The 11392-nt window shown below is 70.6% G+C and carries 12 protein-coding genes and 1 pseudogene; 8 read left to right on the top strand and 5 right to left on the bottom strand.

Annotated features, from left to right (window positions below; genetic code table 11):
* Positions 1-293, bottom strand: a 293-nt coding sequence (locus U4E84_RS15105) for a DUF5779 family protein (RefSeq protein ID WP_322532943.1), incomplete at its 3' end; no start/stop codon positions are given.
* Positions 294-411: 118 nt separating this feature from the next.
* Here U4E84_RS15105 and U4E84_RS15100 point away from each other — a divergent pair.
* From U4E84_RS15100 to U4E84_RS15085, 4 genes are all read left to right on the top strand, one after another.
* Entirely contained in the window at positions 412-1092 is a 681-nt protein-coding gene (locus U4E84_RS15100; protein WP_322532942.1) for a thioredoxin domain-containing protein, read from the top strand.
* A gap of 87 nt (positions 1093-1179) precedes the next feature.
* On the top strand, positions 1180-2430 hold the full coding sequence (locus U4E84_RS15095; RefSeq protein ID WP_322532941.1) for an MFS transporter: 1251 nt from the start codon (positions 1180-1182) through the stop codon (positions 2428-2430).
* A gap of 140 nt (positions 2431-2570) precedes the next feature.
* Positions 2571-3344, top strand: a complete 774-nt coding sequence (locus U4E84_RS15090) for an NAD(P)-binding domain-containing protein (protein ID WP_322532940.1) — start codon at positions 2571-2573, stop codon at positions 3342-3344.
* A 28-nt stretch (positions 3345-3372) separates the two neighbouring features.
* Complete coding sequence (locus tag U4E84_RS15085; RefSeq protein ID WP_322532939.1) at positions 3373-4839, top strand: class I SAM-dependent methyltransferase; 1467 nt, start codon at positions 3373-3375, stop codon at positions 4837-4839.
* A gap of 28 nt (positions 4840-4867) precedes the next feature.
* On the opposite strand, the gene U4E84_RS15080 is transcribed toward U4E84_RS15085, so the two are convergent.
* Positions 4868-5587: an SOS response-associated peptidase gene (locus U4E84_RS15080; RefSeq protein ID WP_322532938.1), complete on the bottom strand. Its 720-nt coding sequence runs from the start codon at positions 5585-5587 to the stop codon at positions 4868-4870.
* A gap of 98 nt (positions 5588-5685) precedes the next feature.
* Between U4E84_RS15080 and U4E84_RS15075 the strand changes: the two genes are divergently transcribed.
* Positions 5686-6447: a ribonuclease H-like domain-containing protein gene (locus tag U4E84_RS15075; protein WP_322532937.1), complete on the top strand. Its 762-nt coding sequence runs from the start codon at positions 5686-5688 to the stop codon at positions 6445-6447.
* 31 nt (positions 6448-6478) lie between these two features.
* Here U4E84_RS15075 and U4E84_RS15070 read toward each other — a convergent pair whose 3' ends face one another.
* Positions 6479-7798, bottom strand: a complete 1320-nt coding sequence (locus U4E84_RS15070; RefSeq protein WP_322532936.1) for a polymer-forming cytoskeletal protein — start codon at positions 7796-7798, stop codon at positions 6479-6481.
* A gap of 135 nt (positions 7799-7933) precedes the next feature.
* Between U4E84_RS15070 and U4E84_RS15065 the strand changes: the two genes are divergently transcribed.
* The 3 genes from U4E84_RS15065 (at position 7934) to U4E84_RS15055 (ending at position 9684) form a co-directional block, all read left to right on the top strand.
* Entirely contained in the window at positions 7934-8116 is a 183-nt protein-coding gene (locus U4E84_RS15065; RefSeq protein WP_322532935.1) for a DUF5786 family protein, read from the top strand.
* Positions 8117-8201: 85 nt separating this feature from the next.
* The gene (locus tag U4E84_RS15060; RefSeq protein ID WP_322532934.1) at positions 8202-8399 is read left to right on the top strand and encodes a DUF5800 family protein; all 198 of its coding nucleotides are present in this window, start codon (positions 8202-8204) and stop codon (positions 8397-8399) included.
* Positions 8400-8451: 52 nt separating this feature from the next.
* Positions 8452-9684, top strand: coding sequence for an LEA type 2 family protein (locus U4E84_RS15055; RefSeq protein ID WP_322532933.1), 1233 nt, complete (start codon positions 8452-8454; stop codon positions 9682-9684).
* Between the two features lie 316 nt (positions 9685-10000).
* On the opposite strand, the gene U4E84_RS15050 is transcribed toward U4E84_RS15055, so the two are convergent.
* On the bottom strand, positions 10001-11077 hold the full coding sequence (locus U4E84_RS15050) for a tyrosine-type recombinase/integrase (RefSeq protein WP_322532932.1): 1077 nt from the start codon (positions 11075-11077) through the stop codon (positions 10001-10003).
* A pseudogene (locus U4E84_RS15045) lies at positions 11074-11392 on the bottom strand (hypothetical protein); the annotation flags it as partial. The gene U4E84_RS15050 and the pseudogene U4E84_RS15045, both read right to left, overlap by 4 nt.

The following is an 11392-nucleotide window of genomic DNA, read 5'->3' as shown; positions in this document are numbered from 1 at the left end:
TCGCTCAGCCGGTCGGTGTCGATGCTCACGCCCGGCGGGGTGACGACGAGGAACCCGCGGAAGTGCATCAGCTCGCCGCCCATGTCCTTCACCTCGCGGGCGAAGCCGGCGGCGAGCTCGTTGAGGTCGCCCTCGATCGACAACACCAGCGTGTTGCCGTAGTCGACGCTGCGGACCCACTCGTCGGGGTCGGTCGTGCCGTCGAGGACGCCGAGGACGACGTCGCCGGCGGCCGCGAACGCCTCGTCCATCTGCTCTTCGGCGTCGCGTAAGTCCAGATCCCAGTCGCTCATACCTCAGGGTCACGAGGCGACGGCAAAAGCGTTCTGACGCGATCGCTGGGAGCGACGGTTTCGGGGCGGTGTGAGGGCGTCGCGGAGTCGTTAAGTGCGTCCCCGCCCGAATCGGGATATGGAACGCACGCGGCGGTCAGTCCTCGCGGCCGGGGCGTCGGTCGGCGTCGTCGGCGCGGCGGGGTGTCTCGGCGGCGGCAACGGCGGCGGCGACGGCGGCGACGGCGAGAACTCCCTCGACACCGGCGAGTACGACTGCGACCTCGAGGAGCCCGCAGACCCGGACCTCGACTACCAGCCGACCCTCGGCGACTCGGACGCCGGCGTCCTCGTACAGGCGTTCGAGGACTTCACCTGTCCGCACTGTGCCACCTACAAGCTGGAGCACTTCCCGACGATCCGCGAGGACTACGTGGAGCCGGGAGACGTCCGGTACGAGCACTGGGACTTCCCGATCCCAGTCGAGGAGGCGTGGGCGGTCCCCGTCGCCAGCGCGGCCCGCGGCGTCGGCGACCGAGAGGGCGACGAGGCGTTCTTCGAATTCTCGGCGGCGGCCTACGAGTCGCAGGGCGAGTACAGCGGCGAGGCGATCGGCGCGGCCGCGGAGGCCGCGGGCGCGGATCCCTGCCCGGCCATCGCCGACGCGCAGTTCTCCGCCTACGAGGACGCGTCGTCGAGCGACAAGTCCGAGGGCGAGTCGATGGGCGTCTCCGGGACCCCGATGATCTTCGTCGACGGCGAGGCGGTCGACGGCTACGAGGCGGACGCGATCGCGGCGGCGGTCGACGAGGCTCTGTAGCCGCGACGAGGCGGAACGCGTCTGGAGACGAGAGAGATCGTCCCCGGAGCGTCGGCCTTTTGCCCGTTCGACCCGTTTTGCACCCCAATGAGCGACGACGACCGCGGGGAGCGGCGGCTGCTCGGCGCCGTCGTGCTCGCGGTGTTGATCTCGCAGGTTTTGTTGTACCCGGGCGTGCCCGACCTGGTGGTCGCGCTCGGCGCGCCGGCCGGCATCGACGCCGGGATGTGGTTCCTCGTCGCGGAGTTCGGCGCGTTCGTCTCGTTCGCGGTCGTCTGGGGCGCCGCGAGCGACGCGCTCGGTCGACGGGTGCCGCTGATCGCCGCCGGCGCGCTCGGCGGCGCGGCCTCGTACGTGGCGCTCGCCGCCGTCCCCGAGCTGGGGCTCGGCTTCCGGGCGGCGCTCGCCGTCCGCGTCGTCGGCGGGGCGCTCACCATCGGCGCGTTCTCGCTCGCGATCACCGCGCTGATGGACCTCGATGGCGGGAACGGGCGGAACATGGGCGCCGCCGGCGTCGCGATCGGGCTCGGCGCCGCGGTCGGCTCCGTCGTCGGCGGCGCGCTCGCGGACGCGAACGCCTTCTACCCGGTGTACGTCGGCGCCGCGGTGCTCGCCGGGTCGGGACTGCTCGCGACGGCCGTCGACGACCGAGCGGCGGGGCGCACGAACGCGCGCGAGGGAGCCGGGGAGGCGGTCGGCTTCCGCGACGTCCTCGACCGCGCGCGGACGACCCGCGGCCTCCTCGTCCCCCTAGCGTTCGGGTTCGTCGACCGGCTCACGGCCGGCTTCTTCGCGCTTGTGGGCGTGTACTACTTCCAGGACCCGGCGACGTTCGGGCTGTCGGCCGCCGGCGCGGGGGCGACGCTCGCGCTGTTCTTCGTCCCGTTCGCGCTGCTGCAGGCTCCGTTCGGGTCGCTGTCCGACCGGATCGGCCGCTTCCTCCCGGTCGTCGTCGGGTCGATCGCGTACGGGGTCGCCACGATCGGCGTCGGCGTCGCGCCGGCGTACCCGGTCGCCGCCGGGCTCATGGTCCTCGTCGGCGTCTGCGGCGCGCTGATGGCGCCCGCGACGATGGCGCTCCTCACTGACCTGATCGACCCCGAAGCCCGTGGGGCGGCGATGGGGCTGTTCAACGTGTTCGGCTCGCTCGGGTTCCTCACCGGCTTCCTCGTGGGCGGGGGCGCCACCGACGCGTTCGGCTACGCGCCAGCGTTCCTCGCGGTCGGCGGACTCGAGCTCGCCATCGCGCTGGCGCTGTTCCCGGCCGTGCGAGCGGTCGCGCCGGGGAGCGGGTTCCTCGGGCTCCGGGGCGCGGCCGAGCGGTCGACCACCGAGTGACGGTTCGCTCCCGCCGACCGAGTGACGGTTCGCTCCGGCCTGCCACCGACCGACGGTCCACTCCGATCGATCGGCCCTCGCGCCACGGCCGCCCGAGTCGAGCCTTTTTAAGCCTCGCGCGCCCTCCGTTCGGGCAACCGATGGATCTACTCGTCGTGGGCGCGGGCGAGATCGGCCGGTGGATCGCCGACACGGTGTCGGCCGACGAGTCGCCGGTGGCGGCCACGGTCGCGTTCGCCGACCGCGACCCCGAGGTGGCCGCCGACGCCGCCGCCGCGCGGGACGCGACCGCGGTCCCCGCCGACGGCGACACCGCCCACGACGCGGTGTGTCTCGCGGTGCCGATGTCGGCGGTCCCCGCGGCCGTCGCGGCGTACGCGCCCCGCGCGGAGCGGGCGATCGTGGACGTCTCCGGCGAGATGACCGAGGCGGTCGGGGCGATGCGCGAGCACGCGCCGGGGCTCGAGCGTGCGAGCTACCACCCGCTCTTCGCGCCGCCGCGCGTCCCGGGCAACGTCGCCTGCGTCCTCGACGAGGGCGGGCCGGTCGTCGAGGGGATCTCGGCCGCGATCGAGGCGGGCGGAAACGAGGTGTTCGAGACGACGCCGGCCGAGCACGACCGGGCGATGGAGACGGTGCAGGCCGGCGCGCACGCGGCCGTCCTCGCGTGGCGGCTCGCCGGCGACGAGGTGCGCGAGGAGTTCCACACGCCCGTTTCCGCCGCGCTGGACGAGGTCGCCGACACCGTCACCGAGGGCGCGCCCGGCGTGTACGCCGAGATCCAGCGCGCCTTCGACGGCGCCGGCGACGTGGCCGACGCCGCCCGCGAGATCGCCGACGCCGACCCGGAGGAGTTCGCCGCGCTGTACGAGGCGGCCCGCGGCGACCGCGAGGGTCGGGAGCGACACGAGTGAGCCGACCGACGACGACCACAGTGATTTCATGATCGACAGAGACGCCATCCGGAACAACGCCAACTACCTGCGCAACGTCAGGCCGATCGACCCCGAGGAGATCGCCGAGTACGTCGAGGGGTCGCCGCACCCGGCGGTCGTCCGCGAGACGCTCCGCGAGGAGGCGTTCGACCTGGGGCTGCGCGAGCGCGACGACGGCCGCTTTGAACCCGTCCCGGAGGGGCCGATCCCGGATCCGGGGTGGGCGCCGACGGCGTTCCCCGACGACTACTCGTTCGCGCTGGAGGACCTGCTCGTCGGCGAGTTCGGCGCGAACTGGCACCGCGGCGACTCCGGCGAGCGGCTGCGCGAGGCGGTGCGGCGGCTGAAGGCCGACTACCTCTACGAGAACGAGGTGGAGTACGACCGGGTCGCGGCGCTCGGCTACGCGATCTACCACCTCCCGGCGTACTACGCGACGGTCGGGTACGTCCTCGACGACCTCGTCGAGAACGGGCTGCTCGACCGGACGCTCCGCGTCCTCGACGTGGGCGCCGGCGTCGGCGGTCCCGCGCTCGGCCTCCACGATTACCTCCCCGACGACGCCGTCGTCGACTACCACGCCGTCGAGCCGAGCGCCGCGGCCGACGTGCTCGACCGGCTGCTCGGCGAGACCGGCCGCAACTTCCGCGCGACGGTCCACGAGACGACGGCGGAGTCGTTCCTCGGGGTCGGCGGCGAGGCGGCGGCGGACGCCGGCGACTCCGGCGACCTCGTCGCCCCCGGCGGCCCCTTCGACCTGGTCGTCTTCGGGAACGTCCTCTCCGAACTGGCGGACCCGGTCGCCGTCGTCGAGGCCGCGCTCGACCGCCTCGCCGACGACGGGAGCGTCGTCGCGTTCGCGCCCGCCGACCGCAACACGGCGATGGGGCTCCGGGAGGTCGAGCGGTCGGTCGCGACCCCGACGAGCGGCGTCGAGACGTACGCGCCCACGATTCGGCTCTGGCCGGACGCGACGCCATCGGACGGCGGCTGGTCGTTCGACGTCGCCGACGACCTCGACGTGCCCCCCTTCCAGCGGCGGCTCGACGAGGCGGCCGAGCGCGGCGCGACCGACGAGCCGGGCGAGTTCGTCAACGTCGACGTCCAGTTCGCGTACGCAATCTTCCGCACCGACGGGAAGCGCCGCGTCGACGTCCGGGCGAGCGACGGTCGCTGCGCGCGGATGGCCGACTCGGAGGCGCACGTCACCGACCGCGTGAACCTGCTCGCGGTGAAGCTCAGCCACGACCTCAGCGCTGGCGACAACGCCCTCTACCGCGTCGGCGACGGCTCCCAGACGGTCGACCACTACCTCGTCTGCACGCGGGAGACCGCGCTCAACGAGGACCTCCGCGAGGCCGACTACGGCGCGGTCGTCTTCGTGGAGAACGGCCTCGTGCTCTGGAACGACGACGAGGGCGCGTACAACGTGGTCGTCGACGACCAGACGGTCGTCGACCTGGTCGCGCCCTGAGTCGGTCGGCCGAGACGCGTGACGCTTCTCAGTCCCCGCCCACCGGCTCGATCAGCTCCGGCGCGTCGACGGCGGGGGAGTTCACCCGCGTCGACACCGGATGCGCCGTCAGCTCGTCGGCCGGGTACGGGTCCAGCAGCTCGGCGGCCTCGTCCGGGTCGCCGCGGAGCCACGTCTCCTCCTCCTCCGGATCCAGGATGACCGCCATCCGGTGGTGGAGGTCGGCGACGAGCGCGTTCGGCTCGGTCGTCACGACCGTGAACGTCTCCACGGGGCCGTCGGGGTCGTCGGCGTCGCGCTCGCTCTCCGAACCCCCACCGAACGCCCCGAGTCCGGTCTGCGTCGTCTCGGGCTCGGGCGGCTCCCACCGCTCGTAGAGCCCCGCCATCGCGAACGGGCGGTCGTCCTCGAACGCGACGCGGTAGGGCGTCTTCCCGGAGCCGCCGTCGATCCACTCGTAGAAACCGTCCGCGGGAACGAGGCACCGCCGACGCTCGAACGCGTCGGCGAAGCTCCGCTTCTCGCGGACCGTCTCGGCGCGTGCGTTGATCAGGTCGAACGGCTCGTCGGCCCAGGAGGGGGTGAGACCCCACGTCATCCGGGTCGCGCGGTCTGGCGCCTCCTCGGCGATCACCGGCAGCGCCTGCCCGGGCGCGCAGTTGTAGCTGGGCTCGTGGGCGTCGAAGTCGGCGTCGAACCGAGCTTCGAGGTCCGTGACGGGCGTGAATAGCGTGTAACGTCCGCACATCGATACCGACGGTTGGGGTCGCCGACAGTTAAACCGTGAGCGAGCGAGGCGCCGCCGCCTCCCGTCGGGTTTTTGCCCGCGCGACGCCGCGGTCCGGTATGCGCATCGAGAACAGCTTCATCCCGGTCGAGGGAGTCGGCGAGACGACGGAGCGCCGGCTCTGGCGCGAGGGCGTCACCACGTGGGAGGCGTTCGACCCCGCGGCCGACGTCGCGGGCGTCGGATCGACCACCGCCGACCGGATCGAGTCGTTCATCGCGGAGGCGCTGACGCGGCTCGACGACGGCGACGCGACCTACTTCGACCGCGCGTTCCCGAGCGGGGAGCGCTGGCGGCTCTACGAGAACTTCCGCGAGGAGACCTGCTTCTTCGACATCGAGACGACGGGACTGAACGAGCACCGCGACCGCGTGACGACCGTGAGCTTCCACCGAGACGGAGAGACGACGACGCTCGTCGCCGGCGAGGACCTCACCGCCGAGCGCCTCCGCGAGCAGTTCGCCGACGCGAGCCTGCTCGCGACCTTCAACGGCGCGCGCTTCGACGTTCCCTTCCTGGAGACCTCCTTCGGGATCGACGTCGACACCCCCCACCTCGATCTCATGTACCCCTGCAAGCGGATCGGGCTCTCCGGGGGGCTGAAGCCGATCGAGAAGGAGATCGGGATCGACCGCGACCGCCCGGACCTGTCCGGCCGCGACGCCGTCCGGCTCTGGCACGAGTACGAACGCGGCGACGAAGACGCGCTCGACACCCTCGTTTCGTACAACCGCGAGGACACCGAGAACCTCCGAACGCTCGCCGACGTCGTCTGCGAACGGCTCCACGAGGACGTGTTCGTCGGCGTCGACCGCCGCTGAGGCGATCCGAAAGCCGACCGCACCGCGTCGGCTACGTCGCTTCCGCGTCCGGGTCTGCCGCGGGTTCCGTCGTCCCGGAGTCGGCGTCGGTGTCGTCCTCGTCGGGAGTGACCTCGGTGTCGTCCTCGTCGGCGGCGGCCTCGGTGTCATCCTCGTCGGCAGCGGCGTGGGTTTGGCTGGCGTCGCTCGACGGCCCCTCGCCGGCGACCGCCTCCGCGTCCGCGACCGGCGGCTCCTTGATCGCCTCCCCCTCGGATGCTGAGTCGGCACCGATCGCCTCCGATTCCGCGTTCGCGTCGGCGTCAGCGCTTTCGTCGTCGCCTTCGGCAGCGCTTTCGTCGTCGCCTTCGGCAGCGCTTTCGTCGTCGCCTTCGGCAGCGCTTTCGACGCTTTCGGCGTCGCTCTCGGCGTTTTCGGCGTCCGCGTCGTCACCGGCTCCGCCGCCGTCGTCGCCTTCGGTCGCGGCCTCGTCGTCGACCGATGCAGACCCGTCGTTGTCGGGCGCGGCGTCGCCCGTCTCCTGGACCAGCTTCATCTCGCCGCGGGCGCGGAGGGAGCCGTCGATCTCTGCGCCGTCGTGGACGACGAGGTCGCCGGCCGAGACGTCGCCGAGCACGCGCGCGCCGGCCTCGACGGTGACCGTCCCGCCGCGGGTGGTGACGTCGCCGTGGATGACCGTGTCGGCGCCGACCGTGATCCCCTCGCGGGCGCGCAGGGAGCCGAACACCTCGTTGCGCTCGCCGACGCGGACGGATTCGGCCCGGAGGTTGCCGTGGAGCCGACAGTCGTCGCCCACCGTCGCGGGCGTCGAGACGCGCCACGCGTCGTCGGAGATCTCGGCGCCGCGCGGGACCAGCAGGGGGTCGCGCACGTCCTCGCCGTCGGCGAGCGCCTCCGCGAGCTCGTCGGCCGCGTCCGTCTCACCGACCCGCAGGAGCTGCGAGAGGACGATGAAGTAGAAGACGATGGTCGGGACGGGGTTCCGGATGACGATCCAGCCGTTCGCCTCGAACCCCTCCTCGATCGACACGTCGTCGCCGATGTCGAGGTCGCCCGAGACCATCAGCCGGCCCGTGACGGTCACCCGCTCGCTGAGGTACGCGTCCTCGCCGACGAGCACGTTGCCGTCGACGGAGCACCACGTGTCGAGCCGGCAGTCGCCCTCGGCCTCGATGTCGTTCCCGACGCGCACGCGCTCGCCGATCGCGACGTTGCGTCCGCGGAGCCCGAACTCCACCGTCGACTGGCCGCCGACGAGCACGTCGCCGTCGGTGACGAGGTCGTGCTCCTCGACGGTCGTCCCCGACGGGACCGCGAGCTCCTCTATCGGACCGTCTCCTCGCAGCGACACACCGGGAGCACTCCCCCCGCGATTATAAACCGTGCGGGGTCGTCGGACGCGCGTCGGACGTCGGCGCGCGTGCGACTCGCCACCGCACCGTCCCAAGGTCACTACCCTTTTGCGTCCGGCACGGAGGGATAGGGTATGGGATTCGGGTCGTACGACGAGAGCGAGCAGACGGACCAGGACGTGGACACCGACGACGACGGCGCCGTGAACGTCCACGAGAACGACCACGACGGCGAGGTGTCCATCGAGGGCGACGCCTCGACCGACGAGCTCGTCGGGCGCCTCTCCGAGATGAAAGACGACGGCGACGACGAGTAGCCGGTTCCGCCTCGCCGGCGTTCCGCGAACCCCCGGACGCGGCCGTGTCACGCCCCTTTTATCCGATCGCCGCCTACGACGGTCCATGAGCACCGACCTCACCTTCACCCGAGACGGCGTCGACGTCGTCTACGAGGGGACCGAGTTCGAGTTGGAGAAGGACCTGATCGAGGAGGCGACCGGGAAGGGGTTCCGCGACGTCACCGACCACGAGGTCCTCCGGATCGTCGCCGAGGAGCCCGAGCTGGACGGCGAGCCCGTGCGTATCGGCGACGTCCTCTGAGATCACTTCGATAAGCGGTACGACTTTAGGGTCCGGTCGGTTCGACCGGGGTATGAAGTCCGGAGACGTGCTCGCGACGCTCGCGAGTTCGAAGCTCAGGATCGCCCTCGTCGGCCTGCTGGTCGTCGGGGGCGGCGTCGGCGGCGCGTTCGCCCTCGGGATACTCGGCGTGCCGAGCGTCGCCGCCGTCGACAACACGTTCGGCGACGTGACGAACGAGACGACGGCGATCGAGACCGACCTCGTCGTCTCGAACCCGAACCCGGTCGGTGTGGGGCTCTCCGGCGTCTCGGTGAACTACACGGTCTCGATGAACGACATCGAGATGGCACAGGGGGGCAGAGAGGGCGTGCGCGTCGGCGCCGGCAACTCCACGATACCGCTCGAGACGGACCTGCGAAACGACGAGATTCCGGCCTGGTGGGTCAGCCACGTCCGGAACGGCGAGCGGACCGACGTGCGGATCGACGCGACCGCGACCTCGGAGCGGCTCGGTCGCAGCGTGGACTTCTCGCGGGATCGCGAGATCCAGACGGACCTCCTCGGCGCGTTCAACTCCGACGAGACGCGTCCGGTGAACGCCGACAGCGCGCTGACCGACGACCCGGTCCTCTACGTCAACGAGACCCGCGGCGAGTGGGGGAGCGTCAGCGAGGCCGAGACGCCGATCGACATGGCGTTCGACGTGTACAACCCGAACCTCGAACCGTACGCGATCACGGAGATCGGCTACGAGGTCACGATGAACGGGGTCGAGGTGGCGTCGGGGCAGACCGAGGAGGGGTACGTGATCCCCTCGCGCGGCACCGAGACGGTCGAGTTCACGACCGCCATCCAGAACGACCGGCTCGACGAGTGGTGGGTGACCCACCTCGACGAGGAGGTCCACGGCCACCAGGTGAGCCAGCTCCGGATCGACTTTCACGCCGTGATCGAGCTTCCCTCCGGCGACGAGGTCACCGTCCCGCTCGACGAGCTGACCTACGAGGAGACGATCGAGACGGACATCTTCGACGAGGGCGACGACGTTCGGGAGACGGAGGGGACCGACTCCGACGGGAACGAATCGACTGACGACGGATCGGAAGACTCCACAGACGACAACACGAGCGACGACGACTCCACAGTCGATAACACGAGCGACGGAGACTCCACCGACGACGGCAACACGAGCGACGGAGACTCCACCGACGACGGCAACACGAGCGACGGCGACTCTACCGACGACGGATCCGACGACGATGACGACGACGATGACGACGACGGCGGCGTCCTGCCGGTCTGAGCGCTCGAACAGTCCGCGCTCTCCGTCACGACCGCACGCTGACACCCCGTCGTCTGTCGCCACGTCGGTCGACTCCTTCGCGTGAGCTTCGTTCCGCACTTCGGGCAGTGCCTCATGGACGGCACACCCCCACGTCGAGCGCGGCGCACCGCTGGTTGTACTCGGTGATGTAGAAGCCGCAGAATTCGCAGATCTTCGGCTCTACCGTTACCTCAGGTTCAGAAAGGTTTAATTTAGGTATGGGGCCGGAGGGACGAACTAAACTCGCGATTGATGCTATGTCGGTACTCCGAGACGTCCGTGTTTGCCGTCGTTGTCATGAATCGTCCTCCTCGTCGTCGATTCCGTCGATATCCAGGTCCGCAGTGTACTCCTCTCGGCGTTCTGCCATTTTCCGATGGCGGTCAGCCTTGTCGTAGTAGCGCTTGATCGTGTCCGGATCCGCGTCGACGCGCTCGCTGATCACCTCTATCGGGAGTCCGCGGTCGCAGTGCCACGTGAGCGAGCCCGTGCGGATGTGATGGGGCGCCCGCGAGGAGGGACACTTCGAGGCGTGGTTCCGCTGAGTGAACTTACAGTTCCGCCGCCGTCGGCCGTGTGGGCATTCCATGTAGACGCAGGGCTGTGTCCCCTGATACGTCCACGAGCGGATCGTCGTGTCCGTGACGCGCCCCTGACGGCCCGCGAACAGCGGCTCGCGGCCGTGATCGTCGCGCTTGTCCGAGCGCTCCCGGGCGATGTACGTATCGAGCGCGTCGACGACCGGCTCCGAGATCCGGACGACGCGTTCGCCTTGCTCGTTGTTCTTCAGCGGCGTCCCGGACTCGGGCCGATGGTTGAAGTCGAGGTACCCATTCTCCGGGTCGTAGTCGCCGAGATCGAGGCCGACGACCGCGCCGAGCCGGCAGCCAGTGTTCCAGAACACTTCGAGGACCGCGTGCGGCGGGGTGCCGAACCGGGCCGGGTCGTTCCGGTAGAAGCCGAGGAGCTGCTTCGCGTCGTCGGTGTCAAGCATGGTGTCGCTCGTCTCCTGTGACCGGGTGAGCTTCGGGACGTGGACCTTCTCCGCGAGGTCCTCCTCGACCGCCTCGATCGTTTCGAGGTACTGGATCAACTGAGAGACGGCGGTCATCTTCCCCTTCACGGTCGCCGGGGCGTTCTCCTCCTCGCGGAGCGAGCGCTCGTACTCGTCGAACAGCCAGCCGGAGAGATCGGCAACGCGCTCGATCTGTCGCTCCTCGCACCAGGTGACCCAGCGCGTGAGGCGGTTGTCGTAGCTCCGGATCGTCTTCGTCGAGTTCTCCATGCTCCGCTTGTCGAGGAAGCGATCGCGGGCCTCGCGCGGGGAGAGGTCCGCGGGGTTCGCGGGCGGTGAGGTTCGCCGATCGCTCACTGCGAACCCCCCATGTCGTCGATCCGCTCGTCGATCGGGTCGAACTCCCACCCGACCGGGCTACCGTACAGGTCACCGTACGCGTCGACGACGGCTGTCGCGATCGCGTGGTCCGACGGTCCGGTGAGGTCCGGGTCCGGATGCTCGCGAGCGGCCTGCCGGCGCTCGTCCTGTACGAGCTTGAGGAGGAGCGCGTTCTGGAGTTCGAGGGCGTCGGCGACGCGGGCGAGATCGTCGTCGGAGCGATCACGGCCGCCGTCGGCGATGAGTCGCTCTATCTTCGCGTCGTGGCCCGCCTCGTCGCGGTGGTCGCCG

The organism is Halorubrum sp. AD140 (genome assembly GCF_034497445.1).
GTDB lineage: Archaea > Halobacteriota > Halobacteria > Halobacteriales > Haloferacaceae > Halorubrum.
The sequence above is the reverse complement of the archived record's forward strand: the minus strand, read 5'-3'. Positions and strand labels throughout refer to the sequence as shown.